The organism is Devosia sp. LjRoot3, assembly GCF_964252865.1.
GTDB lineage: Bacteria > Pseudomonadota > Alphaproteobacteria > Rhizobiales > Devosiaceae > Devosia.
This window is the reverse complement of sequence record NZ_CAXUPK020000007.1, coordinates 143,334-168,066: the sequence shown is the minus strand read 5'-3', so window position 1 is coordinate 168,066 and position 24,733 is coordinate 143,334. Positions and strand designations below refer to the sequence as shown.

At 62.6% G+C, this 24,733-nt stretch carries 25 protein-coding genes; 14 read left to right on the top strand and 11 right to left on the bottom strand.

Annotation, left to right across the window (positions count from 1 at the left end; all coding sequences use genetic code 11):
- Nucleotides 1–380 (top strand): hypothetical protein (locus ACSQ2A_RS21560; protein WP_436073896.1); only part of this gene is annotated, 380 nt, incomplete at its 5' end.
- Between the two features lie 105 nt (nt 381–485).
- Here the strand turns inward: ACSQ2A_RS21560 and pobA are convergent.
- Nucleotides 486–1,646 carry a 4-hydroxybenzoate 3-monooxygenase gene (pobA, locus tag ACSQ2A_RS21555; protein WP_436073895.1) on the bottom strand — a complete coding sequence of 387 codons (1,161 nt, stop codon included), beginning with the start codon at nt 1,644–1,646 and terminating at the stop codon, nt 486–488.
- Between the two features lie 71 nt (nt 1,647–1,717).
- On the opposite strand from pobA, the gene ACSQ2A_RS21550 reads away from it, so the two are divergent.
- Nucleotides 1,718–2,566, top strand: a complete 849-nt coding sequence (locus ACSQ2A_RS21550) for a helix-turn-helix domain-containing protein (RefSeq protein ID WP_436073894.1) — start codon at nt 1,718–1,720, stop codon at nt 2,564–2,566.
- Between the two features lie 95 nt (nt 2,567–2,661).
- On the opposite strand, the gene ACSQ2A_RS21545 is transcribed toward ACSQ2A_RS21550, so the two are convergent.
- The 6 genes from ACSQ2A_RS21545 to ACSQ2A_RS21520 all read right to left on the bottom strand — a co-directional run bounded on the left by ACSQ2A_RS21545 (nt 2,662) and on the right by ACSQ2A_RS21520 (nt 8,810).
- Entirely contained in the window at nt 2,662–4,116 is a 1,455-nt protein-coding gene (locus tag ACSQ2A_RS21545; RefSeq protein WP_436073893.1) for an aldehyde dehydrogenase, read from the bottom strand.
- A 49-nt stretch (nt 4,117–4,165) separates the two neighbouring features.
- A complete protein-coding gene (locus tag ACSQ2A_RS21540; protein WP_436073892.1) occupies nt 4,166–4,879 on the bottom strand; it encodes an ABC transporter ATP-binding protein in 714 nt (237 codons plus the stop codon).
- Nucleotides 4,872–5,597, bottom strand: coding sequence for an ABC transporter ATP-binding protein (locus tag ACSQ2A_RS21535; protein ID WP_436073891.1), 726 nt, complete (start codon nt 5,595–5,597; stop codon nt 4,872–4,874). The genes ACSQ2A_RS21540 and ACSQ2A_RS21535 overlap by 8 nt, the downstream gene beginning before the upstream one ends.
- Nucleotides 5,594–6,511: a branched-chain amino acid ABC transporter permease gene (locus tag ACSQ2A_RS21530; protein WP_436073890.1), complete on the bottom strand. Its 918-nt coding sequence runs from the start codon at nt 6,509–6,511 to the stop codon at nt 5,594–5,596. Before ACSQ2A_RS21530 ends, ACSQ2A_RS21535 begins: the two co-directional genes overlap by 4 nt.
- A complete protein-coding gene (locus ACSQ2A_RS21525) occupies nt 6,508–7,380 on the bottom strand; it encodes a branched-chain amino acid ABC transporter permease (RefSeq protein ID WP_436073889.1) in 873 nt (290 codons plus the stop codon). The genes ACSQ2A_RS21530 and ACSQ2A_RS21525 overlap by 4 nt, the downstream gene beginning before the upstream one ends.
- 194 nt (nt 7,381–7,574) lie before the next feature.
- Nucleotides 7,575–8,810, bottom strand: a complete 1,236-nt coding sequence (locus ACSQ2A_RS21520) for an amino acid ABC transporter substrate-binding protein (RefSeq protein WP_295414402.1) — start codon at nt 8,808–8,810, stop codon at nt 7,575–7,577.
- A 186-nt stretch (nt 8,811–8,996) separates the two neighbouring features.
- Between ACSQ2A_RS21520 and ACSQ2A_RS21515 the strand changes: the two genes are divergently transcribed.
- Together ACSQ2A_RS21515 and ACSQ2A_RS21510 are read left to right on the top strand one after the other, a co-directional pair.
- On the top strand, nt 8,997–9,890 hold the full coding sequence (locus ACSQ2A_RS21515; RefSeq protein WP_436073888.1) for a helix-turn-helix domain-containing protein: 894 nt from the start codon (nt 8,997–8,999) through the stop codon (nt 9,888–9,890).
- Nucleotides 9,891–10,067: 177 nt separating this feature from the next.
- Nucleotides 10,068–12,338, top strand: a complete 2,271-nt coding sequence (locus ACSQ2A_RS21510; protein WP_436073887.1) for a bifunctional diguanylate cyclase/phosphodiesterase — start codon at nt 10,068–10,070, stop codon at nt 12,336–12,338.
- Here the strand turns inward: ACSQ2A_RS21510 and pcaQ are convergent.
- Complete coding sequence (gene pcaQ / locus ACSQ2A_RS21505) at nt 12,335–13,246, bottom strand: pca operon transcription factor PcaQ (protein WP_436073903.1); 912 nt, start codon at nt 13,244–13,246, stop codon at nt 12,335–12,337. The genes ACSQ2A_RS21510 and pcaQ overlap by 4 nt on opposite strands.
- 302 nt (nt 13,247–13,548) lie before the next feature.
- Here pcaQ and pcaD point away from each other — a divergent pair, with 302 nt between their 5' ends.
- The 10 genes from pcaD (at nt 13,549) to blaOXA (ending at nt 21,555) form a co-directional block, all read left to right on the top strand.
- The gene (gene pcaD / locus ACSQ2A_RS21500; RefSeq protein WP_436073886.1) at nt 13,549–14,343 is read left to right on the top strand and encodes a 3-oxoadipate enol-lactonase; all 795 of its coding nucleotides are present in this window, start codon (nt 13,549–13,551) and stop codon (nt 14,341–14,343) included.
- Complete coding sequence (gene pcaC / locus ACSQ2A_RS21495; protein ID WP_436073885.1) at nt 14,336–14,725, top strand: 4-carboxymuconolactone decarboxylase; 390 nt, start codon at nt 14,336–14,338, stop codon at nt 14,723–14,725. The genes pcaD and pcaC overlap by 8 nt, the downstream gene beginning before the upstream one ends.
- Nucleotides 14,722–15,468 (top strand): protocatechuate 3,4-dioxygenase subunit beta, encoded by a 747-nt coding sequence (pcaH, locus tag ACSQ2A_RS21490; RefSeq protein WP_436073884.1) that lies wholly within the window; start codon nt 14,722–14,724, stop codon nt 15,466–15,468. Before pcaC ends, pcaH begins: the two co-directional genes overlap by 4 nt.
- Nucleotides 15,468–16,082: a protocatechuate 3,4-dioxygenase subunit alpha gene (gene pcaG, locus ACSQ2A_RS21485; protein ID WP_436073883.1), complete on the top strand. Its 615-nt coding sequence runs from the start codon at nt 15,468–15,470 to the stop codon at nt 16,080–16,082. The genes pcaH and pcaG overlap by 1 nt, the downstream gene beginning before the upstream one ends.
- A 6-nt stretch (nt 16,083–16,088) precedes the next feature.
- Nucleotides 16,089–17,120 (top strand): 3-carboxy-cis,cis-muconate cycloisomerase, encoded by a 1,032-nt coding sequence (locus ACSQ2A_RS21480; protein WP_436073882.1) that lies wholly within the window; start codon nt 16,089–16,091, stop codon nt 17,118–17,120.
- A 153-nt stretch (nt 17,121–17,273) separates the two neighbouring features.
- Entirely contained in the window at nt 17,274–17,996 is a 723-nt protein-coding gene (locus tag ACSQ2A_RS21475; protein WP_436073881.1) for a 3-oxoacid CoA-transferase subunit A, read from the top strand.
- Nucleotides 17,993–18,667, top strand: a complete 675-nt coding sequence (locus ACSQ2A_RS21470; protein ID WP_436073880.1) for a 3-oxoacid CoA-transferase subunit B — start codon at nt 17,993–17,995, stop codon at nt 18,665–18,667. The genes ACSQ2A_RS21475 and ACSQ2A_RS21470 overlap by 4 nt, the downstream gene beginning before the upstream one ends.
- Entirely contained in the window at nt 18,668–19,870 is a 1,203-nt protein-coding gene (gene pcaF / locus ACSQ2A_RS21465; protein ID WP_436073879.1) for a 3-oxoadipyl-CoA thiolase, read from the top strand. It abuts the gene before it with no gap.
- Between the two features lie 190 nt (nt 19,871–20,060).
- Nucleotides 20,061–20,639 (top strand): transglycosylase SLT domain-containing protein, encoded by a 579-nt coding sequence (locus ACSQ2A_RS21460; RefSeq protein WP_436073878.1) that lies wholly within the window; start codon nt 20,061–20,063, stop codon nt 20,637–20,639.
- A gap of 115 nt (nt 20,640–20,754) precedes the next feature.
- Nucleotides 20,755–21,555, top strand: a complete 801-nt coding sequence (blaOXA, locus tag ACSQ2A_RS21455; protein ID WP_436073902.1) for a class D beta-lactamase — start codon at nt 20,755–20,757, stop codon at nt 21,553–21,555.
- A 160-nt stretch (nt 21,556–21,715) separates the two neighbouring features.
- Here blaOXA and ACSQ2A_RS21450 read toward each other — a convergent pair whose 3' ends face one another.
- From ACSQ2A_RS21450 to ACSQ2A_RS21440, 3 genes are all read right to left on the bottom strand, one after another.
- Nucleotides 21,716–22,642, bottom strand: coding sequence for an ABC transporter substrate-binding protein (locus ACSQ2A_RS21450; protein ID WP_436073877.1), 927 nt, complete (start codon nt 22,640–22,642; stop codon nt 21,716–21,718).
- A 140-nt stretch (nt 22,643–22,782) separates the two neighbouring features.
- Nucleotides 22,783–23,691 carry an ABC transporter substrate-binding protein gene (locus tag ACSQ2A_RS21445; protein WP_436073876.1) on the bottom strand — a complete coding sequence of 303 codons (909 nt, stop codon included), beginning with the start codon at nt 23,689–23,691 and terminating at the stop codon, nt 22,783–22,785.
- Between the two features lie 21 nt (nt 23,692–23,712).
- Complete coding sequence (locus ACSQ2A_RS21440) at nt 23,713–24,627, bottom strand: ABC transporter substrate-binding protein (RefSeq protein ID WP_436073875.1); 915 nt, start codon at nt 24,625–24,627, stop codon at nt 23,713–23,715.
- Nucleotides 24,628–24,733: the final 106 nt, after the last annotated feature.

Sequence of the window (24,733 nt, the reverse complement as noted above, 5' to 3'; positions counted from 1 at the left end):
CGCCTCACTGGGCAGAACGTCGTCGAGGCAACCGCCTCATATTTGCATCAGACAAAACAAACTCATCATCCGGTTGCCCGGCAGATCGTCTGCCCTGTCAGAGGTCGCTGTCAGTGGGAACAACTGAAGTCGTTCGCGTCGTCAGCGTCGCGGTTTCTAGTGAAGTTCTTTTTCACTGTCAATCGCTTTTTTCGATTTTCTTTTCGGTTCGTTTTAAACTCACCGAGGAGAATTTCGAAGTCACTTCTAAGTCAGATTGCTCTTTCTTTTCAGTGGCTTGCCGCAGTTCGTTTCGCCGTTTGGCGCCTCGCTCTGCAGCGGTGAGCGGGGTTATAGGGATGACCTTTGGGGCTGTAAACCCCCTTTTCCAAACTCCATGACATTTCTGTCGTTCTTGGTGGGGTGGTACTGTGGATATCTAGGTGCAAGTCCCCAGAAAACAAGGGGTTTGACCGCTTGGTCGATTTTTTGGCCGCTCCTGCCAATCAGGACGGCAGGCCTGTGTAATTCTCGGCAAGGCTTTGCTGCGCCGCATGCGAACTGCACAGATAGTCGAATTCGGCCCGCTGGATGCGCCGGCCAAAGGCGCCGGTTTCCGGGAAAGTGTGGAGGAGCGAGGTCATCCACCAGGAGAAACGCTCGGCCTTCCAGATGCGCTGCAGGACTTTTGCCGAATAGGCGTCCACGCCGGCTTGGGACTTTTCGATTGTCGCTTCTATGAGGACATCGGCCAGGGTCGCGACGTCGCTCATGGCGAGGTTGAGGCCCTTGGCACCCGTGGGCGGAACGATATGGGCCGCGTCGCCTGCGAGGAAGAGACGGCCGAAACGCAGGGGTTCGGCGACGAAGCTGCGGAGTGGGGCGATAGACTTCTCTATGGAGGGGCCAGTTTTTAGGGCTTTGGCGGTTTCGGGATTGAGGCGGAGACGCAGCTCGTCCCAGAAGCGGGTGTCGGACCAGTTTTCTACGTTTTCGTCGGCCGGGACCTGCACGTAATAGCGGCTGCGGGTGTGGGAGCGCTGGGAGCAGAGGGCGAAGCCGCGGGCGTGGTGGGCGTAGATAAGTTCATCGGCGACCGGGGGTTGATCGACGAGAATGCCAAGCCAGCCAAAGGGATAGATACGCTCGAAGGTGGTCAGCGCCTTTTCCGGGACGCTTTGGCGGCTAACGCCGTGAAAGCCGTCGCAGCCGGCGATGTAGTCGCAATCAATCCGATGGGTCGTGCCGCCCTGCTTGTAGGTGACATGGGGTGACTTGCCCTCGAAGCCGTGGGGTTCGACGTCTTCGGCTTCATAGATGGTGGGGGCTTTGCGCGCGTTCATCAGGTCGCGGGTGACCTCGGTCTGGCCGTAAACCATTACGTGGCGGCCGATGAGGGCGGAGAAGCCGATGCGCTGGCGATCGCCGTCGAAACTGAGTTCGATTCCGTGGTGGATAAGGCCTTCGGCGTGGAGGCGGGTGCTGGCCTCGGCGCGGTCCATGAGGTCGACGGTGCCCTGCTCCAGCACCCCTGCCCTGATGCGGCCGAGGACGTAGTCGGGGCTTTTGCGCTCGAGGATGATCGCATCGACGCCGGCGAGTTCGAGCAGGCGACCCAGCATCAGGCCTGCTGGCCCGGCGCCGATAATGACAACATTGGTACGCAAAGTGTTCCCCTCCAGTTAGCACCATCATCGGCGTTTCGGCGAATTGGTGAATGGACAGGGTGCACAATGACTTGCACTATCCGAACATGACATCGATCCCCGTCTATGCGCTTTATGGCGAACAGGTCGCGACACAGGACTGGCTGCACTGGGAGAGCATCCAGTCACGCAGTCGGCTCTTTGGCTATCGGATCGCCCCGCATCGGCATGAGCAGTTTTTTCAGGTGCTGCACCTGACGGGTGGCTGGGCCGGGGTGACGCTGGATGACGGCAAGTTCGACATCAGGCGCGAAGGCGTGGTCGTGGTGCCGGCGCTGACGGTGCATGGTTTTGCGTTCAGCGATGACGTGGAAGGGATCGTCGTTACCTTGATGGAGCGCGACCTGATTGGGCTGGGGCTGGAATTGCCTGGGCCGATGGTTTTGCAGGGGGCGTCGTTCGAGGTGGGCGAGGCGCTGAATCGGTTGATTGCGGAGGCGGATCGGCCGGGGGCGGGCCACGAGGCGGCGATGCGAGCGCTGCTTACTTTATTGCTGGTGGCGCTTGCGCGGGCGCAGCGCGAGGGGCGGCCGGAGGGCGAGCTGGCCGATCGGGCGCTGCTGCATGCGAAAGCGTTTCGGACGCTGGTCGACCACCAGTTTCGGCAATCGCGCAAGATTGGGGAATATGCCGATCAGTTGGGGATCAGCCAGACGCATCTCAATCGGGTGAGCCGAGAGGTGCTGGGGGCTTCGGCGCTGGAGGTGATCGAGCGGCGGATTGCGCTCGAGGCGCGGCGGATGCTGCTGTTCTCGTCGCTCTCGATCAAGGAGATCGGGGCGGAGCTGGGCTATGAAGACCCGGCGTATTTTTCGCGGGTGCTGACGAGAGTGCTCGGGATGTCGCCAGCGGCATTTCGGAAAGAGGCGATGGGACGATAGCCCCTACCCTTGCAAAGAGGTCATCCCCGCCGAAGCGGGGATCTGCTGCTTGAAGACGAGATTCCCGCTTTCGCGGGAATGACGCTGTGGGTGGCTCAGATCGGATAGTGGATGTGCTCGGCACCCTGGACGGTGATCCAGCGAAGTTCGGTGAATTCTGCGATGCCGGCCTTGCCGCCGAAGCGGCCGTAGCCGGAGGCTTTTACGCCGCCGAAGGGCATCTGGGCTTCGTCGTGAACCGTTGGGCCATTGATGTGGCAGATGCCGGATTCGATGCGCGAGGCGACGGACATGGCGCGGGTGAGGTCCTTTCCGAAGACGGCAGCGGCGAGGCCGTATTCGGTGTCGTTGGCGACGCGGATGGCTTCTTCGGTGCTGGCGACGCGGATGACGGCGACGACGGGACCAAAAGATTCGTCGCGATAGAGCTTCATGCCGGGGGTGACGTTGTCGACGACGGTTGCCTGCATGATGGTGCCATCAATGCCGCCACCGGCGACGACGCGGGCGCCCTTGGCGACGGCGTCCTTGATGAGCGCGTCGATGCGCTGGGCGGCGGAGAGATCGACCAGGCACCCGAGCGGGGTGTCGCCCTTCCGCGGATCGCCGGCCTTGAGAGAGGCGGCCTTGGTCGCGAGAGCCGCGACGAACTCGTCGGCGATCTTGTCGTCAACCACAAGGCGCTCGGTCGACATGCAGATCTGGCCCTGGTTCATATAGGCGCCAAAGGCGGCTGCGGCGACGGCTTCGCCGATATCGGCGTCATCGAGGACGACGAAGGGAGCCTTGCCGCCGAGTTCGAGGAGCGCAGGTTTCAGGTTACGTGCGGCGACTTCGGCAATATGGCGGCCGACGCGGGTGGAGCCGGTGAAATTGACTCGGCGCACGCCCTTGTGGGCGATGAGCGCTTCAACGAGTTCGGGCGCATCGGCGGGGGCGTTGGAGACGACGTTGAGGACGCCCTTGGGGAGGCCGGCTTCGAACAGCGCATCGGCGATGAGTTTGTGGGTGCGCGGGCAGATTTCGCTCGATTTGAAGACGACGGTATTGCCGCAGGCGATCGGGGTGGCGAGCGAGCGAACGCCGAGGATCACCGGAGCATTCCACGGGGCGATGGAGAGGACGACGCCGGCGGCCTGGCGGATGCCATAGGCTGTGGAGCCGGGGCGGTTCGAGGGGATGATTTCGCCGGTGATCTGGGTGGTCAGCGAAGCGGCTTCGCGCAGCATGTCGGCGGCGAGCATGACGTTGAAGCCGGCCCAGCCGGCCGTGGCGCCGGTTTCGTGGCCCATGGCTTCGATGAATTCAGGGGCTTTGGCGGCGAGTTTGTCGGCGGCGGCGAGGAGGATTTTGCGGCGGGCGCCGGGGCCGGTGCGGCTCCATTCGGGGAAGGCGGCAGTCGCTGCGTCGGCGGCGCGCAGCGCGTCATCGACCGTGGCGGCGGCGGCGCGCGTGGCCAATTCGCCGGTGATGGGATTGTTGCGGGTAAAGGTCGCCCCGCCGGTGGCTTGGACTTCCTCGTTGTTTATGAGCAGGCCGAGATCGGTCATGCGGGGTCTCCGATGTGGTGTGTGGATATGGAGGGATTCGGGAGCGACGTCATGCCACCGCTCCCAAGAAGGCGCGCTGCACGGCCGGGTCGGCGCGGAGGCTGTCTGCTGTCCCTGCCCCGGTGATGCGGCCGGCTTCCATGAGGTAGCCGCGCTGGGCGATGGCGAGGGACGCTCTAACGTTCTGTTCGACGACCAGCATGGCAATGCCGGTTGCGCTGATGCGGCCGAGGGCGGTGAAGAGTTCCGAGGTGACGATGGGCGCGAGGCCGAGGCTTGGTTCGTCGAGCATGAGCAGTTTTGGGCAGCTCATGAGGGCGCGGCCAATGGCGACCATTTGCTGTTCGCCGCCGGACATGGTGCGGGCGATCTGGCTTTGGCGTTCGGCAAGGCGGGGGAAAAGGTCGAGGACGAGATCGCGCTGACGCTTTTCGTGCGGACGCGCGTGGGGCGGATGGGCGCCGAGCTGGAGATTCTCGGCGACGGTGAGATCGCCGAAGATACCGCGACCTTCGGGGACGAGGGCAATGCCCAGCTCGGGAAAATCATGAGCGGGGCGGCCGAGGATTTTTCTGGTCTCGAAGGTGAGATCGGCGCCGGGTTCGGGACGGGCAAGGCCACCGAGAACCTTCAGAAGCGAGGATTTGCCGGCGCCATTGGCGCCGAGGACGACGACGGTTTCGGCCGGGGCGACGGAGATGCCGACGCCGTGGAGGGCGAGGTGTTTGCCATAGCGCAGGGCGACATTGGTCAGTTCAAGCATGGTCGTCTCCGAGATAAGCGCGGATGACGGATTTGTCGGCCAAGACGTCTGAAGTGGGGCCATCGGCGAGGCGCGAACCGGTGTTCATGACGATGCAGCGAGTGCAGAGCGCCCGCACCGCATCCATAACGTGTTCGACGAGCAGAATGGTGATGCCGCTTTGTCGCAGGCGGGTGATGAGGTCGATGCCGGCGCGCAGTTCCGTCGGGTTGAGGCCGGCCAGCCATTCGTCGAGCAGCAGCAGTTTGGGCTCGGTGGCGAGGGCGCGCGCCAGCTCCATGCGCTTGAGGTCAATATAAGTGAGATTGCTGGCCCGTTCATGCTGGCGGCCGGCAAGGCCGACGCTTTGCAACAGATTCTCAATCCTGGCTTCGGCTTCGCTGCCCCAGAGCGGGTCCCTGCGGAAGGCGAGAGCGGCGAGGACGTTTTCGCCGACTGTCAGGGATGGCAGTGCGCGGACGAGCTGGAAGGTGCGGGCGACGCCGCGATGGGCGATGCGCTCGGGCCCCAGGGTGCTGATGGTGGTGCCATCAAGAGCGATGGTGCCCGCTGTGACCGGCAGATAGCCCGAGATCATATTGAGCGCCGTGGTCTTGCCGGAGCCATTGGGGCCGAGGAGACCGACGGTTTCGCCTGCGGTCAGGGTGAAGGAGAGATCATTCACCGCCGTGAGGCCGCCAAAACGCTTGGTGACATTGGAGAGAGTGAGAAGGCTCATGCTGACGCCTCCTTGTTCTTGAAGCGCGCGGCAAACTTGTCGGCCGCGGCGAGGACGCCATTGGGCAGGAGGAAGACGATGGCGATGAAGAGAAGGCCCAGGATGATGGAATAGTGGTTGGGGAAATTGGCCGAAAGCCATTCGAAGAGAAGGAAGAGCGGCACGGCGCCGAGAAGGGGGCCGAAGAGTCGGTTGGGGCCGCCGAGCAGGGCCATGATGACCGTGAGGAAACTGACCGTCGGATTGAAGACGATTGAGGGCTCGATATAGGTCCAGCGGGGGGCCTGGATGGCGCCGGCAAGGGTCATGACCACCGCGCTTAAAGAGAAGAGCGCGAGTTTGGTGCGCGTGATGCCAATGCCGAGGTGGGAGGCGACAACGGGATCGTCGCCGATGACGCGGAGGGCGAGGCCGATCTTGGCGCGGCTGATCCAGAAGGCGAGCGCAAGGGTGACCGCGAGGAGTCCGAGGAGCTGCCAATAGATGTGTTCGGGGCCGATGGGCAAGAAGACATAGCGACCAAGGGTGCGGGTGACGTTGACCTCATAGTAGGTGACGAGCTGGCGCACGAGTTCGGCGAGGCCGAAGGTGAAGATCACAAAATAGATGCCGGCGAGGCGCAGGGTGGCGAGGCCGACGAGAAGGGCGACGACGAGGCCGATCAACGCGGCGCAGAGGAGCACCAGCGGATAGGGCATGAGATCGGCGAGGACCGCGACCGTGTAAGCGCCGATGCCGAAGAAGGCGACGGTGGCGAGAGAGATGTAGCGCGTCGGACCGGAAAAGAGGGCCCAGGCCGTGGCGAGGGTGGCGTAACCCAGAATGCCGATGCCGAGGCCGAGCGGATAGGCGCCGACGAAGAAGGGAACCGCAGCGAGAGCCGCGAGCGCGAGAAGAGGGATTAAAAAGATCATCGGGCGGCCTTTCCGAAGAGGCCCTGTGGCCGGACGACGAGCACGGCGAGGAAGATGAGATAGGTGGCGGCGAGGGTCAGGCCGGGATCGATGAAGCTCGAAACCAAGGTTTCGACGACGCCGAGAATAAGGCCGGCGGCGAGCGCGCCGAGAAGATTGCCGACGCCGCCCATGATGACGACGATTAGCGCCTTCATGGTGAAGATGACGCCCATGGTGGCCGAGAAGGTCAGATACATGGAGACGACGACGCCACCGGCTGCGGCGAGGCCACCGCCAAGCGCAAAGGCGAGGCGAGCGACGTGATCGACATTGATGCCGACCAATGGGGCCGAGCCGGGATTGGCGGCGACGGCGCGAATGACGGTGCCGAAGCGGGTACGGGTAAGAAGGAGCCAGAGGCCGACGCCGAAGAGCACGGCGAGCGCGAAAGCGAGGAGACGGTTGGCGGCTATAGTGGTGCCGAGCACGTCTATGGGGACGGCGAGGAAAGAATAGCTTTGATAATTGGCGCCGAAGAGGACGAGCGCGACGCCCTGGATGACGAAGAGAAGGCCGAAGGTGGCCAAAATGCTATCGCCTTCGAGGCGGTCGCGATTGGGCGAGCGGCGGGCGAGTGGCTGGAGCATCAGGGCGTAGACGAGCCAACTCAGGACGAAGCCTGATGGCACCACTATAATAAGAGCGAGGAGCGGATTGATGCCTGCGGCGGTGAAGAGGAGCATGGCGCCAAAACTGCCGGCGATGATGAGATCGCCATAGGCCAGGTTCATGATGCGGGCGACGCCGTATTGGAGCGTGAGGCCCATGGCTATGAGCGCATAGGTGCCGCCGAGGACGAGGCCGGTGAGGATGGCGCTGAAGAGCATTTTTGCTCCGGTTCTAGGATTCCCGCTTTCGCGGGAATGACGTGGGGGAATTTAGGGTCAATCCGGGGCTCCCCATACCCCCACCCTCATTCCCTCCCCACAAGGGGGAGGGAGGCGCAGGCTGAGGCGTTACGTTTCCATCGTCTCCCTCCCCCTTGTGGGGAGGGATTAAGGGTGGGGGTGGACCGGCTAGCTTAGCTCGCAGGAACCCAGGCCGGCTTCGGCACGACCGGTTCGCGGGCGGCTTTGCCTTCGGTGTGGGCGAGGCCGACGAATTTGCCGTCTTGCCACTGGCCGACGGTCCACAGGGCACGGAGCTGGTTGTCGACGAGTTTGACCTTGCCCAGGATCGTGTCGAATTCGCCGGACGCGATTTCGGCGGCGACGGCGGCCTTGTCGAGATCGCCGACGCGGGTGATGGCCTGGCCCAAAATTTCGAGGCTGGCATAGGTGACGGCGCTGGCCCAGCTATCGGGCGCCTGGCCGACTAGGGCAGTGTGGCGCTCAAAGTAAGCGGCGATCGCTTCGCTATCGGGGTCGATGCCGCCGACGCCCATGACGCCATTGTGGTTGGGACCGGCGACATTGGGGTAGATCGGGAAGGCGGTGCCGACGCCGAGATAGAAAATCTTGGGGCTGAAATTGGCGACGACCGATTGCTGGGTCAGCGCAAAGGTATCGGGCGGATAGGAGAAGGCGACGAAGGTATCGACGCCGAGGCCCGAGACTTCATTGATGATGGGCGCGAAATCGGACGTGCCGAGCGGATAGGTCTTGTCATAGACGAGCTCGAAGCCGGCGGCCTGGAAGGCGGGCGTCGCGGCCTTGGAAAGGTCGATACCAAAACCGTCTGCGACCGAGGCAATGGCGACCTTGTTGTTGATCGCTCCCGCATCACGCTGCTTGACGAGGAGGTCAACCAGCGCATTGGCATAGTCGTGGCCGCCGCCGAGGAACCAGAAAGAGTTCTTCCAGCGCTGGACCAGTTGCGGGGCCATGTCGGTGACGGCGGTGCCGGCAAGTTGGGGGAACTGGAATCGGTCGAAGGTCGGGCCAGCGGCAAGGTTGGAGCCGGTGCCCCAGCTTGGCAGGATGAAATCGACATTGTCCTGGGTGGCGAGGCGCTCGATGGCGCGAACGGTTTCTTCGGCGGAAGAACGGTCGTCATATTCGGTGACTTCGAGGGGGAGCGTGACGCCGAGCTTGGACAGCTCAAGGCCGCCGGCCTTGTTCACGTCGTCGACCCAGAGCAGGTAGTTCGGAATGGTCGAGATGCCCGCGCCGCCGGCATTGGCGCCAGTTTTCGAGACGGCGTAGCCGATGCGAATGGCGGTGCGATCCTGCGCAAAAGTGGGCAGGCTGGCGAGAGCCGAGGCGAGCGCACCGGCGCCCATGGCCTGCAATAGCGTTCTACGAGACAGATCAGTCATGTCGTCCTCCCATGCCCGCTCCCGGCGGGCGCTTCCCAAAAATTTCGGCTCCAGACCCCTGCCTTTTCGGCGATTTTGGGTGTCCGGTTCCGACCCTGACCAAACGCTAGGCCGGGTTTGACCCGAGCGAAATGGACAAAACTGAGAGAGTTTTGTATTTTTAGCGGCGTTTTTGGGGAGAGGAACGTGCATCAAGCTATAGCGCAGGGCGCGCGGGTCGAGGGGCCGGATGTCGAGGTGACTGATCTCACCGGCAGTCTTGGGCCGTCGGAATGGAGTTTTGCCGGGGACCGGGCGCGGCGCTCGGCGCATGGGTTTTTGCTCAATGCCGGTGAGGGCGAGGTGCGGCTGGGGGATACCGTTACCGCCGTCCGGGGGCCGTGCCTGATCTGGTTGCCCGGTGGGCGGGGCGGGCAGGTGCGGCTGGCGGCGGGGGCGCGCGGGGCGGCGTTGACGGTTTCGGATGGGGCGCTGGCGCGGGTGGTGCCGGCCACCGCCATTGCCGGACCGCTGCGCGAGGGCATGGAAAGGCCGCTGCTCGGTGTACCGCTCGACGGCAAGGCGGCGCGGGGGATTGGCGCGGATATTGCGGCGCTGAGCGAAGAATTGTTTGAAGACCTGCCGGGGATGCGCGAGGCGGTGATGAGCCGGCTGTGTCTCGTGCTCATTGCCTTCTGGAGATTGGGCGGCGGCGGGACGCGGCCGGCGCAAAGTTCGCCGCGCATGCTGGTGCAGGGTTTTCTGCAACTGGTGGAACTCAATGCGCGACGGCATTGGCGGGTGGCTGACTATGCGCGGGCCATGGGGATTACTACTGATCGGCTGAATACGGCGATCAAGCGGGCGACGGGGGTGACGCCGCTTGATCTGGTACATCGGCGGCTGCTGGAGGATGCGGAAGCCTTGCTGGAGCGTTCGGCGCTGCAGGTGGGGGAAGTGGCTGATGCCTTGGGGTTTCGCGATGCGGGCTATTTCAGCCGGTTCTTTTCGCAGCGAAAGGGGATTTCGCCGGGACGTTTCCGGCAGCAGGCGGCGCAGAGGCTGGGACGGCGGGACGGATCCTATGCGGCCTGGCCGTGACGTGTGGCGGTAGTTACGCCCACCGCAAAACTATGCATAAATTAACAATTGAGGTTCAGCATCAAATCATCGGCACGGAGTGTCTTGATGTTGAAGCTACTGGACTGCATTGTACTAGAGCACGACACAGTAACTTTTCTTCTTGCAGCAATAATCTGCTTATCGTCGATGCAGGTCATGTTCCTGCTGCTCCGGCGCGTCGATGAATGCGCGGAGGCCCGAAAACCCCTGTGGCTGATTGCAGCCGCCAGCGTGGGCGGTCTCGGAATATGGGCGACGCATTTTGTCGCCATGCTGGCCTATCACGGTTCGATTGCGGTGAATTTCGACTGGCTGGTGACCGGGCTTTCGGCCCTGGTGGCCGTGGGCGGCGTTCTGGAAAGCCTGCGGCTGGCCAGCCGGAAATCGCTCGTCGGTTCGATCCTCGCGGCCGTGGTCCTCGCGGGCACCGTGGCAGCGATGCATTTCCTGGGCATGATGGCCATGCAGGGACTGACGCGGCAGGCATATGATTTTTCGATGCTGATCGGCGCGGCCGTTTTTGCGGTCGGCGCCTTCTGGCTCGCCTATGCCGGACAGCGGAGCGGCATCAGGGGGCTGCGGCAGGTGGCCCCCGGACTTCTCGTTTCGGCCGGTATCGTCGTGCTGCATTTTTCCGACATGGCCGCCTCGAGCTTTGTCGTCGATGCCACCGTTTCGACCCATGGCGCGGACGATGCGAGCCGCATCTGGCTCGTGGGCGCCATTTGTTCGATTGCGGCGATTTCGGCCTGCGGCAGTGTGGCGGCCGTGGTGCTCGACCGCTACCTCACCGACCTGCGTGGCATGACCGAAGCCTATATCGAGGGCGTGGCGATCGTGCGGGATAATCGCATCATCGACCTCAATGCGCGGTTTCGCGATATCGTGGCTTTCGACGGCGCGGTTTCGGCAATGACCGGCATGGACCCGGAAAAGCTGCTGCTGCCCGTCGATGGGCAGAAGGTTTTGGGCAATCGCGAGGGCATTGCCGAGGCGACCCTTGTGAACGGCCCGCAGGAACGCAGCCTGGAATTTGCGGTTCGCACCGTCGAATATCGGGGGCGGCCGACGCAGGTTCTGGCAGTGCGCGACCTGACAGCCACAAGGCAAGCGCAGCGCCAGATCGAACACCTTGCCAATCATGACCCGCTTACAGGGCTCGCCAATCGGACCCTACTAAACCTGCGTCTTGAACGGGCCATATCGGTGGCCGGTCGCGCCGATGCATCGCTGGCCGTGATGGCGCTCGACCTCGATCGCTTCAAGGCAGTGAATGATCTTTTTGGACACAGTGCCGGCGACCAGGTGCTGAAAACCGTCGCTGCGATCCTGCGCGAATGCACCAATGACGTCGATACGGTCGCCCGGATCGGCGGCGACGAGTTCATCATCGTGCAGGTGGGCCAGAGCCAGCCCAAGGCGGCCGAGCAATTGGCGAAAAACATCCAGCGCGCTTTCAAGCGCGACTTTAATCCCCATACCAACCCAATGTCGGTCGGGGTTAGTATCGGCGTCGCCCTCTATCCCGACGATGGCGACAATGGGGATGCGCTGCGCCACTGCGCCGATATCGCGCTCTATCGGGCAAAATCCACCGGCCGGGGCATTACGGCCAGCTATTCGACCGAGATGGACCAGGAATTGCGGGAGCGTCGGCGGATGGAAGCCGAACTGCGCCAGGCCATAAGGCGCAAGCGATTGCGCACTGCGTTCCAGCCGCTGGTGCGGGCGGAGACGGGTGCGGTCGTCGGCTATGAAGCACTGTTGCGCTGGCACCATCCGGAACTGGGGGAAGTTCCGCCCTCGGTCTTCATTCCCATCGCCGAAGAGAGCGGGGCCATCAACACGATGGGCGAATGGGTTCTGCGCTCGGCCTGCCGGGCAGCCGCGCAATGGCGGGAAGAGCTGAGCGTTGCGGTCAATGTTTCGGCCGTTCAGTTCCGTCGCCGCAATTTTGCCGATCGCGTCTTTGCGGTGCTGGAGGAAACGGGCCTTGCTGCACATCGGCTGGAGCTCGAAATCACCGAATCCGTGCTTTTGCAGGACGAAGCGCTTTCCCGCGAAATGCTGCATGCGCTCAAGGCCCATGGCGTGCGGATCGTCATCGACGATTTTGGCACCGGCTATTCCTCGCTGAGCAATCTGCGGACGTTTCAGTTCGACAAGATCAAGATTGACCGCAGCTTCATCGCCGCCATGTCGGAGGACAAGCATGCGCGCGCCATCGTCCGCTCGATTGCGGATCTGGGGCGCAATATCAATGTTCCGGTGCTGGCCGAAGGGGTTGAGAGCAAGGAGCAGCAGGACATGATCGCGGCCGACGGCTGCACCCATGCCCAAGGCTACTTTTTCGGACGCCCCAGCGAAGTCACCGAGGCGCAGGCGGGGAATGTGGTTTCCCTGGATTCGGCGAAGCGGCGGGCCTAGCGGAAACCCGCAGCCACATTGCGGATGGCCTGCATCAGTGCCGTTGTCGCCAGGGTCGGGATGGTATCGGCGCGCGTCGTAAAGCCGACGGGACCGGTGGTTTCGCTGGTGTCGACGGGCAGCAAGGCGAGTTGGTTTTCTTCGACATCTTTTGCCACCACACCTTCGGAAATGATCCAGATGGCGTCGGTCTGCCTGACATAGGAGCGACCAAAGGCATTGGAGACGGTTTCCACCTCGTCGCGGATGTTGGAAATGCCGTGGGCCAGGAGCATGCGGTCGACATGGTGGCGGATGACGGCGTCGGGCGTGGGCATCAGCACCTGATAGGGTTCAACCAGGCCGAGGTTGAAATCGGGGACATTGAGGAGCGGATGGTCGGGACGGACGACCATGACGACGCGCTCGGAATAAAGATGCTCGAAGGCGAGGCCGATCATGACATCGGGCTCGGCCATGCGGCCGATGACGAGATCGACATCGCCTGTGCGCAGCAGGGAAAGCAGATAATTGTTGGGGCCGGTGATGATGCGGGTGTGGACGCCGGGATCATCTGAGGTGAAGGCGCTGACGGCCGTGGGGAGAATGCGGGCGGAGACGGTGGGGAGCGCGCCGACTTTTACGGTGGTCGCCTCGCCGCCGGAACGGGCGGCATCGATGCCCTGGCGGAGGGCGGCGATCGATGTGGAGGCGTAGCGATAAAAGGTTTCGCCGAAGGGGGTGAGGAAGAGCTTTCGGCGGGAGCGATCGAAGAGCGCGTTGCCGAGGAATTCTTCGAGTTCCTGCACGGTCTTGCTGGCGGCGGGCTGGGAGATGTTTAGGGCATCGGCGGCGTTGACGACGCTCCTGAGCCGCGCGACTTCGAGGAAGCAGGCGATGTGGCGCAGTTTTATGCGGGGGTCGATGATGCGTTGCGCCAAAAAAGCTTCCTCCGGTTATGTGACGGGCACTTCAGGGCGCATTTTTTGCGCTTCTTGAGGTCATCGATAATTCAGAGGTTATAGCTCGTCCAGAGCTAATCATTTTACTTGGGGTTTTGGGCTGGTTACACCGAGGATAGAGCGTCGTGAGTTCGAATGGCCCAGAACCATCTACGGTCGTCATTGCCGGGCTTGTCCCGGCAATCCATCCACGGGGACAAGCCCGGTGGTGACGAAGGAGGGGAGAGTTTACGTCCAACAGGCTTCCGACGCCCCGAGAGGGAGGCCCCATGAACTTTGCCCGCATCAATGGCGTGCTGTTGCATTATCGTCTGGCTGGACCCGAAGGGGCGCCGGTGGTCGTGCTCGCCAATTCGCTCGGCACGGATGCGCGGATCTGGGACGGGGTGATCTCGCGGTTGAGCGAGACGTATCGCGTTGTGTCCTATGACAAGCGCGGGCATGGGCTGAGCGATATTCCCACTGGCGACTACACGCTGGATGACCATCTCGATGATCTCTTTGGGCTGGTCGATCATCTCGGGATCGGGCGCTTTGCGCTGGGCGGAGTGTCGATCGGCGGGCTCATCACGCAGGGCGCAGCTTTGCGGGCGCCGGAGCGGTTGACGGCACTCGTGATCTGCAATTCGGCGGCGAAATCGGGTGACCATGCATTCTGGACGGCGCGGATGAATGCGGTGTTCGACAATGGCGTGGCCTCGATTGCCGACGGGATCATGGAGCGCTGGTTTAGTCCGCAGTTTCGCGCGGAGCGGACCGAGGAATTGGCCGGCTGGCGCAACATGTTTCTGCGCTGCGATGCGCGGGGCTATGCCGCGACCTGCGCAACACTGCGCGATGCGGATTTGCGGGACAGGATCAGCGCAATTACCCTGCCGACGCTGCTGGTGGCCGGAGAGAAGGATCTCGCCATGCCAGCGGCGCAGGTTGAGGCCGCCGCCGCGGCCATTCCCGATGCGCGGTTCGAAATCTTCCCCGGCGTGGGACACATTCCATCCATCGAGGCGCCGGAGAAACTGGCCAGCCTGATGCTCGAATTTTTGAAGGAGGCCGGTCATGGCTGATACGACGCTTTACGACCGGGGCATGGCGACGCGCCGCTCGGTCCTGGGCAATGCCCATGTGGACAATGCCTCGGCGAAAATGACCGAATTCGATGCCGACTTTCAGAGTTTTATTACTGAGGGTGCGTGGGGCTCGGTGTGGTCGCGGCCGGGACTGAGCAAGCGCGAGCGCTCGATGATCACCCTCGCCCTGCTCGCCGCCTTGGGCCATGATGAGGAAGTGGCGATGCATGTGCGGGCCACCGCCAATACCGGGGCCACGCCCGACGACATCAAAGAAGCGCTGCTGCATGTGGCGGTTTATGCCGGCGTGCCGGCGGCCAATCGGGCGTTCAAGATTGCGCGCGAAGAACTGGCGAAGCGCGAGGGGAGTGGGCAATGAGCGGCATTATTCTGCCCGGCGCCGATGGCGTTCTTTATCAGCGCGACCGCGCCTGGCACCCGGCCGCGGATACGCCGGGATATAAGAGCACGACGTTTCGTGCGCCCAAGCATAGCCTGCTGGCCTTGGGGCCGACCAAGTCGGAAATGACGGGGCCGACTTTTGGCCACGAAAAGCTTGGGGCGCTCGACAACGATCTGATCCGCAATTTCAGCCAGGACGGCACCGACGCCATCGGGCAGCGGATGATTGTTTATGGGCAAGTGCTCGACGAAAATGCGCGGCCGGTGCCCCATACGCTGGTGGAATATTGGCAGGCCAATGCGGGCGGGCGCTATCGGCACAAGAAGGAAGGGTATCTGGCGGCGCTCGACCCCAATTTTGGGGGCTTTGGCCGCTCGATTACAGACGAGAACGGGTTTTATCATTTTCGAACGGTGAAGCCGGGTGCTTATCCCTGGCCCAATGGCGGCAATGACTGGCGGCCGGCGCATATCCATTTTTCCGTCTTCGGCCATGCCTTTGCGCAAAGGCTGATTACACAAATGTATTTCGAGGGCGATCCGATGATCTGGCAGTGCCCGATCGTCGCGACGATCAATGACAAGGCGGCGATCGACCAGCTGACGGCGCGGCTTGATCGGCAGAATACGACGCCGATGGATGCGCTGGCCTATCGCTTCGATATCGTGCTGCGCGGGCGGCGTTCGACCATGTTTGAAAATAAGCTCGAGGGGAATTGATGTTGCATCCCGTTCCGACGCTGAAGGAAACCCCGTCGCAGACGGCTGGGCCCTATGTCCATATCGGCATGACGCCGAATTTTTGCGATATCCCGGGTGTCTATGCCACCGACATGGGGTCCACCATGATCAATGGCGAGGTCGAAGGAGAGCGGATTACGCTATCTATTCGGCTGATCGACGGGGCTGGCGTGCCGCTCAATGATGGGCTGGTAGAAATCTGGCAGGCCGATGCCAGCGGCAGCTTTGTTTCGCCGACGGCGCCCAATTCCAATTCCGTGCCGGCCTTTACGGGCTGGGGGCGGCAGCCGGCCAATGGCGATGGCGTCGCGACGTTTGAAACGATCAAGCCGGGGCGCGTGGCGGGGCCGGACGGGAAGCCGATGGCGCCGCATGTGTCGCTGTGGATCGTGGCGCGCGGCATCAATATCGGGCTGCAGACGCGGCTTTATTTTGAGGACGAAGCCGAGGCCAACGAGGGCGACTTCGTGCTCAACAAGATCATGGACAAGCGCCGGCGGCAGACGCTGATTGCGCGGAAAGAAAACGCCGGGCGCTATCACCTCGATATCCATCTCCAGGGGGAGAAGGAGACGGTGTTTTTTGATATTTAGGCTGACATGACCACCCTCCTCTCTGCTCTCACCGGCGACCCGGAAATCGAAGACCTGCTCTCGGACGAGGCGCAGCTTGGGGCCATGCTGGCCTTTGAGCGCGCGCTGGCGGAGGCTAGTGCGGATTGTGGGTTTGTGTCTGCCGAGGCGGCGGGCACTATCGTTGCTGCGGCGGCGAGTTTTGAGCCGGATTGGTCAGATTTGGCCGCGGGCATGGCGCGTGATGGCGTGGTGGTGCCGGCGCTGGTCAAGCAATTGAAGGCGGGGATTCCAGAGGAGCATCGCCCTGCCCTCCATAAGGGTGCGACGAGCCAGGATGTCATTGATACGGCGCTGATGCTGCAGGTGGCAAAGGTGCTTGGCGTTTATGAAACGCGGCTGTCTGCTTTGTTGGCAGCGTTGGAAGAGCTGGCGCATCTGCACGGCGACCAGAAACTGATGGCGCATACCCGGATGCAGGTGGCGCTGCCGACGACATGGGGCGCAAAACTAGCGAGCTGGGGCGAGCCTCTGCAGCGGCATCTGCGTGCTCTGGCCGGGATGCGGCGGAGCCTGCTTGTCATTCAGCTTGGCGGGCCGGTGGGGGATCGCGGCAGTTTTGAGGGTTTTGGCGACACCATTGCAGCCGGCATGGCGAAGCGGCTCGATCTCGGGTTGGCGACGCCGTGGCAGGCGCAGCGCGATCCGATTGCGGCGCTGGGGAATTTGCTCGCGCTGATTGCCGGGACGCTGGGCAAGATGGGCATGGATGTGACGCTCTTGGCGCAGAACGAGGTTGCGGCTCTGGCGCTGGAAGGCGGCGGCGGGTCTTCGGCCATGGCGCACAAGAGCAATCCGGTGAATGCGGAAGTGCTGGTGGCGCTGGCGCGGCAGGTGGCGGGGCTTTCGGGCATGCTCAATCAGACGCTGGTGCATGAGAATGAACGCTCGGGCGCGGCATGGACGCTCGAATGGCTGACGCTGCCGCAGATGCTGGTGTCGACCGGGGCGAGCTTGCGGCTGGCGCAGAAGCTGGTTGAGCAGATCAGGATCGCCTAACGGTTATTGATCAATCGCAGTATCGACGCTTTTTGGCGACTCGCGACGATAAATCATAACCTCCAACCTATATATGGCCCGCACCATTTCATTTCCGTCCGCGGGTTTCCGATGGCAAACATGCTTTCGGCCCCAGCCGAAAAGGACAAGACAATGGACAAGACAGTGCCCGATCTCGCCGCTGCCGTAGCGGGGATCGAGGATGGCATGGTGCTGATGGTGGGTGGGTTTGGCGGCTCGGGCGCGCCCATCGAGCTTATTCATGCGCTGATCGACCGGTTCAAGGCGACGGGAAGCCCGAAGAACCTGACCGTGGTCAATAACAATGCGGGCAATGGGCGCATTGGGATTGCCGCTATGATCGATGCGCGGATGGTCAGCAAAATGGTCTGCTCGTTTCCGCGCTCGGCTGATCCACGGGCTTTTACGGAAAAGTATCTCAAGGGCGAAATTGCGCTGGAGCTGGTGCCGCAGGGTACGCTGGCCGAGCGCATTCGCGCTGGCGGTGCGGGCATTCCGGCCTTTTATACGCCGGCGAGCTTTGGGACCGATGTGGCCAAAGGCAAGCCGGTGGCCGAGTTCGATGGCAAATCTTATGTGCAGGAGCGCTGGCTGAAGGCCGATGCGGCGCTGATCAAGGCAGAGCTGGCCGATACGATGGGCAACCTGACCTATCGCAAGGCGGCGCGGAATTTTTCGCCGCTGATGGCGGCGGCGGCAAAGCTGACGATCGTGCAGGCGACAAAGATTGTTGCGCCGGGCGAGATCGATCCCGAACAGGTCGTCACCCCCGGGATCTTTGTGAATCGCATTGTGAAAGTGGCTGACGCCAAGCAGGAAGAGGCGCTGATGCGCGAAGGGGTGGCCTACGCATGAGCCAAAAACTTTCCAACGCACAAATCGCCTGGCGCGCGGCGCAGGACATTGCGGACGGCGCCTATGTCAATCTCGGCATCGGCTTTCCGGAAATGGTCGCAAAGTTCCAGCCGCCGGGGCGGCAGGCGATTTTCCATACCGAAAACGGCGTGCTGAACTTTGGCGAGGCGCCGCCGGAGGGTGAAGAGGACTGGGACCTGATCAATGCCGGCAAGAAGGCGATCACGCTCAAACCCGGCGCGGCATTTTTCCATCATGCCGACAGTTTTGGCATGGTGCGCGGCGGGCATTTGGATGTGGCGATCCTTGGGACCTATGAAGTCGCGGAGAATGGCGATCTCGCCAACTGGTCGACGGGGCCGAAGGGCGTGCCTGCCGTGGGCGGGGCGATGGACCTGGTGCATGGAGCCAAGCGCGTGGCTGTCATCACCGACCATGTGACCAAGGACGGAAAACCGAAGCTGGTGAAGCGGTGTTCGCTGCCGCTGACGGGCGTTGGCTGCGTGACGCGGATTTATTCGAGCCTGGCGGTGATCGATATCGAGAATAGCCGTTTCGTGCTGCGCGAGAAATTGCCGTCGATGAGCGTCGAGGAATTGCAGGCGGTGACGGGGGCGGAACTGGTGCTGCCCGATGTGATTGGCGACCTGATCGCGCCGGAGGTTTCATAAATGGCTGATGCTTTTATCTGCGCCTACAAGCGCACGCCGATAGGGCGATTTGGTGGATCGCTGTCCTCTGTGCGGCCGGATGATCTCGGCGCTATTCCGCTCAAAGCACTGATGGCGGAGCAGGCTCAGGTCGATTGGGATGCGGTCGACGACGTCATCTTTGGCAATGCCAATCAGGCGGGCGAGGACAATCGCAATGTCGCGCGGATGAGCCTGCTGCTGGCGGGATTGCCGGTGGGGGTGACCGGGACGACGATCAACCGGCTTTGTGGCTCGGGCATGGATGCGGTCATCGCTGCGGCGCGAGCAATCAAAGCTGGCGAGGCGGAACTGGTGATTGCCGGCGGCACCGAGAGCATGTCGCGGGCGCCGTTTGTTCTTCCCAAGGCGGAGACGGCGTTTTCGCGCAATGCCGAGATTTATGACACCACTATCGGCTGGCGTTTCGTCAATCCAGCGATGAAGGCGCTTTATGGCGTCGATTCCATGCCCGAGACCGGCGAGAACGTGGCGCAGGAGTTTGGCGTGTCGCGGGACGCGCAGGACGCTTTTGCGGTGCGGAGCCAGGACAAGGCCGTGGCGGCGCAGAAGAGCGGGCGGCTGGGCCAGGAAATCGTGCCGGTTTCGATTGCGCAGAAAAAGGGCGATCCGGTTGTCGTCGATACGGATGAGCACCCGCGCGCCGGAACGAGCGTGGAAACGCTGGCGAAGTTGCGCCCGCTTTTTCCCAATGGGACAGTGACGGCGGGGAATGCTTCGGGGGTGAATGATGGGGCGGCAGCGCTGATCATCGCTTCGGAGGCGGCGGCCAGGAGGTATGGCCTGACGCCGATTGCGCGGATTTTGGGTGGCGCCACCGCGGGCGTCGAGCCGCGGATCATGGGCATGGGGCCGGCACCGGCCAGCAAAAAACTGTTTGCGCGGCTGGGGCTTTCGGCTGGCGATTTCGATGTGATCGAGCTCAACGAGGCTTTTGCGAGCCAGGGCATTGCCGTGTTGCGCGACCTCGGGATTGCCGAGGACGATCCGCGGGTGAACCCGAATGGCGGGGCGATTGCACTGGGGCATCCGCTGGGGATGAGTGGCGCGCGGATTACCGGGACGGCGGCGCTGGAACTCTCGCTGACGGGCAAGAAACGGGCGCTGGCGACCATGTGTATTGGCGTTGGCCAGGGTATTGCCGTGGGGCTCGAACGGGTCTGAGAGCCGGTTTTCGATAGACTTGCTTTCATCACCTAAGCAATTGCAGTAAGGAAGCGTAAACCTTTTGACGGCAGAAGCCGGCATAGTGATCACAATATGCTTGCGCGGCATGGGAACATTGTTCTGCCATCAAGGCGCCGCGATTTGGGCTTAGATGCCGCAATTGAAGCATCCGCAAAAGGACGAAGGCATGACGGCACGGGCCATACCTCTGGCGGGACTTTTGGCGCTGGCGGTCATCGTCTCGGGCTGCTCCATGTCCGGCATCAAGCCGCTTCCGGGCAATAAATCCGCTTCGGCGGCCATCGCTGCCGCTGCCCCTGTAGCGCCCATGCCGACCCCGGCGGGCCATGTGCCCAAGGCGGCGAATGTGCCGCGCGCCGGTTCAGACCTGCTGCTCGGCTTTGCCGCCAGCGAGCGCGGTTCGCTCGATGGGCTGATTTCCCACTATTCGACGCAATATAGCGTGCCGGAGAGCCTGGTGCGCCGGGTGATCGTGCGCGAAAGCGGCTACAATCCGGCGGCGCGCAATGGGCCCTATTACGGGCTGATGCAGATCAGCCACGCTACGGCACGCGGCATGGGTTTTTCGGGTGAGGCCGCGGGCCTGCTCGATGCGGAAACCAATCTGCGCTTTGCCGTGCGCTATCTCGCCGGCGCCTATGTGACGGCGGGCGGCAATCACGACCGCGCCATGCAGCTCTATGCCAGCGGCTATTATTACGACGCCAAGCGCCTGGGCCTGCTCGAAAAGTCTGGGCTGCGTTAAGGCGCTTTTCTCCTTTACCTCCTCTTCACCATGAGTTCTGCCGCGTCACAATTGCGACGCAGCGGGGCTGAAGAACTGGCGCGCGGCCAGAAGGCCGGGGGAGATTTTCGTGCGACTGACTTTATTTGCCGCCGCTCTGGCGGGTATTTTTGCCTTGGCCGTTCCAGCACAGGCGCGGGATATTTGTACGCTGATTGCCGATGCGGCGACGCGGACGGTCTTGCATCAAGAGGGCGACTGCGAAACGCGGGTGACGCCGGCTTCGACCTTCAAGGTAGCGCTGGCGGTGATGGCATATGATGCTGGAATCATCACCTCGGCGCATGAGCCGAAACTACCCTTCAAGGAAGGTTATGCCGACTGGATGGGCGAGGCCTGGCGGCAGGATACGGACCCGACCATGTGGATGGCCAATTCCACGGTCTGGTATTCGCAGCGGTTGACCGAGATGCTCGGGGCCGCAAAGCTGACGGCCTATGCGCAGAAATTTGGTTACGGGAATGCCGATTTTTCCGGCGATCCGGGCAAGGACAATGGGCTTGAACGGTCCTGGATTTCTTCATCGCTGAAGATTTCGCCGCTGGAGCAGGCGGGGTTTGTCGCGGCGCTGGTGGACGGCAAGCTGCCGGTGTCGCCGGCGGTGATCTCGGGGACCATGGAACTGGTGCAGCAGGGCGGGGCCAACGACGGCTGGACGCTGCAGGGCAAGACAGGCTCGGCCTTTCCGCGGATGGCGGATGGGAATTTCGACCGGGCGCGGGGCTGGGGCTGGTATGTGGGCTGGGCCGAGAAGGGTGATCGGCAGCTGGTTTTCGTGCGCTTGGCGCAGGATGAGCAGCGGCACCAGAAGAGTGGCGGGCTCAGGGCACGCGACGAACTGGTGGAGGATTGGGCGGGGTTGGTTGCGGGGCTTTAGCCGGCCGGCCATCCTTTACCGATCGTCACCCTCGGGCTTGACCCGAGGGCTCTGTACTTACCGCGGCCTCAGCAGGTGAAGTGTCCTCGGGTCAAGCCCGAGGATGACGTTTGGTGGTGGGGAGGTGTCCCCATGCGGTCGTGACGAGCTGTTGAGAATCTTACTTACGGGTGCTTTCGAGGCCGTAGATCTTCTCGATATCGTCGAGCATCAGGTTGGCCGAGTAGATTCCGCCGCCCGTGTTCCAGGTGATTTCGCTGACGCGCTGGGCCTTGCCGGCCTTAACGGCCTCAAGATTGTTCCAGAGCGGATCGGCCAGCCAGTCGGCGAGATTGGCTTCGGGCTCGGCGTCCTTGAGATCGCTCGAGAAGTAGAAAATGCGATCGCCGGCCATGTCGGGGATGCGCTCCTTGGTCACTTCCTCGGCGAACTCGTCCTTGTCCTGGGCGGGCGGGCGCTGGAAACCGATCTGGTCGAGGATCAGGCCGCTAAACGTATCCTTATAATAGATGCGGGTGCGGTTGGGCGAGAAACGGACCATGGAGATCTGTTCGTTGACGGCATCGCCCAGGGCATCGTGGATGGCCTTGGTGCGGGCGTCGAAGGTGGCGAGAACGGCTTCGGCTTCGGCATCCTTGCCGAGGGCCGCGGCGTAGAACTTCAGGTTTTCCTGCCACTCGCCGCCGATGGTTTCGGTCATGACGGTGGGAGCAATGGCGGACAGCTGCTCATAGATCTTTTCCTGACGCACCTTGGTGCCGAGGATGAGATCGGGTTCGAGCGTTGCCAGCACTTCGAGATCGACAGCCAGTTCGGTGCCGAGATCGACGGTGTCGACGAGGAGATCGGTCAGGTGTGCGTGCCAGGGATTGCCATCCCAGCTCTGGGCGGCGCCGACGGGCTTGACGCCGAGAGCGAGCAGGGCTTCGGTGCCTTCATTGGTGAGGATGACGACGCGCAGCGGGGCGTCGGGCACTTCGGTTGTTCCCATGGCATGGGTGACTTCGCGGGCAAAAGCCGGCGCGACGAGCGTGGTGGCGGCGACGAAGACGGCCGCCAGGGCCGCGGAGGAGCGGAGAGAGAGCATTCTCGGTTTCCTGTGGTGGGAGTGGTGTTGCCCAACCCGCCGGCTGTCATCCCGGCGAAGGCCGGGATCCATCTTGAGATTTCAGGATGGGCCCCGGCCTAAGGCCGGGGTGACATTGGAGGTTGGGGCGTTTTCGGTGCTTAGCGAGTGCTTGCCAACCCGTAGATCTTTTCGATGTCGTCGAGCATCAGGTTGGCAGCGATATAGCCGCCGGCCGTGTTCCAGATGGCGTCGGAAACGGGGTGGACCTTGCCTGATTTGACCACTTCGAGATTGTTCCAGAGCGGATCGGCCAGCCAGTCCTTGGCCTGGGTGTCGCCTTCGCCATTGCCGGTTTCATAGGTGAAGTAGAACAGGCGATCGCCTTCGAACTCAGGGATGCGTTCCTTGGTGATCTCTTCGGCGAACTCGTCCTTGTCCTGCGTGGCAGGACGCTGGAAGCCGAGTTCGGAGAGGGCGAGGCCCGAAAAGCTGTCCTTGAACATGATGCGGGTCTGGCCGGACATGAAGCGGGCGATGGAAATCTTCTCATCGAGCGAGGCGCCGAGCGCGTCGTGGAGCGCGGCGATGCGGCCGTCATACTTGGCGAGAGCCGCCTTGCCGTCTTCGCCCTTGCCGACGGCGTCGGTGTAGAGCGCCATGTTGATTTTCCAGTCGCCGCGCAGGCGCTCGGAAACGACAGTCGGGGCGATGGCCGAGAGCTGCTCGTAGATCTTTTCGTGGCGCATCTTGTTGCCCAGGATCAGATCGGGCTCGAGCGAGAGCAGCACTTCAAGGTTCACGGCCGACTCTTCACCCACGACCACCACATCGGTCATGTCGGCGGCGATGTGATCCCACCACGGATCGCCGACGAAGGATTTTACGGCGCCGACCGGCTTGACGCCGATGGCGAGGAGCGCCTCGGTGCCTTCATTGGTCAAGACGACGATGCGCTGCGGATTGTCCGGCACATCGGTGACGCCCATGGCGTGGGTGATTTCGCGGGCAAAGACCGGGGCGCTCAGCAGCGCCACGGCGGCAACGGCAGTTACGAAACGGTGGAACATGGGAGGAGCTCCTGTTTGAAGTCAGCGGGTAGAGGCGAGGCTATAGGTGGCCTCGATGTCGTCGAGAACGATATTGGCTGCAAAGATGCCGCCGGCAGCGATCCAGGTGGCGTCGTCAACGCGCTTGGCCTGACCGGCCTTGACCGCTTCGAGGCCGAGCCAGAGCGGATCGGCGGTCCAATCAGAGAGATTGGCTTCGGCTTCCTTGTCGGTCGGATCGGGCGAGAAATAGAAGATGCGGGTGGCGGCGAGTTCCGGAATGCGTTCCTTGGTCAGGTCTTCGGCAAAGCCGTCCTTGTCCTGGGTCGCGGGGCGCTTGAAACCGATGGCTTCAAAAATGGCGCCGGGGAACGAGGCCTTCAGATACATGCGCGTGCGCGCGGGCGAAATACGCACAAGGGAGATGGTGTCTTCGACCGAGGTGCCGAGCGCCTCGCGGATGGCGCCGATACGCTGGTCGAAAGCGGCAAGCGCGGCGGCGCCTTCGGAGGATTTGCCGACGGCATCGGCGTAGACGACGAGGTTTTCCTTCCAGGGGGCGCCGAGCGTTTCGGTCATCACCGTGGGGGCAATAGCGGAAAGCTGCTCATAGACCTTTTCCTGGCGCACCTTGCTGCCGAGGATCAGATCGGGTTCGAGGCTGGCGATGAGTTCGAGATTGGGTTCACCCTCGGTGCCCAGAAGGGTGACACCCTCAAGCTGGGGCATCAGGTAGTCATACCAGGGATTGCCCTTCCAGCTTTCCACCGCACCAATCGGGACGACGCCGACAGCGAGCAGCGCCTCATTGCCTTCATTGGTGAGGACGACGACGCGCTGCGGATTGTCCGGCACATCGGTGACGCCCATGGCATGGGTGATTTCGCGGGCGAAGGTCGGCACGGCAAGCAGGCCCGTCAGGGCCAGCGGCATAAGCAGCAGATGCAGAGACTTCATGTCCCCCTCCCCCATCTTTTCTTGACATCGTTAGTCGGAAATTGGATGGGTGCAAAAAGTCAGAATTTAATTTGACTGTCAACATCAACTATATGGGGGCCCAGTG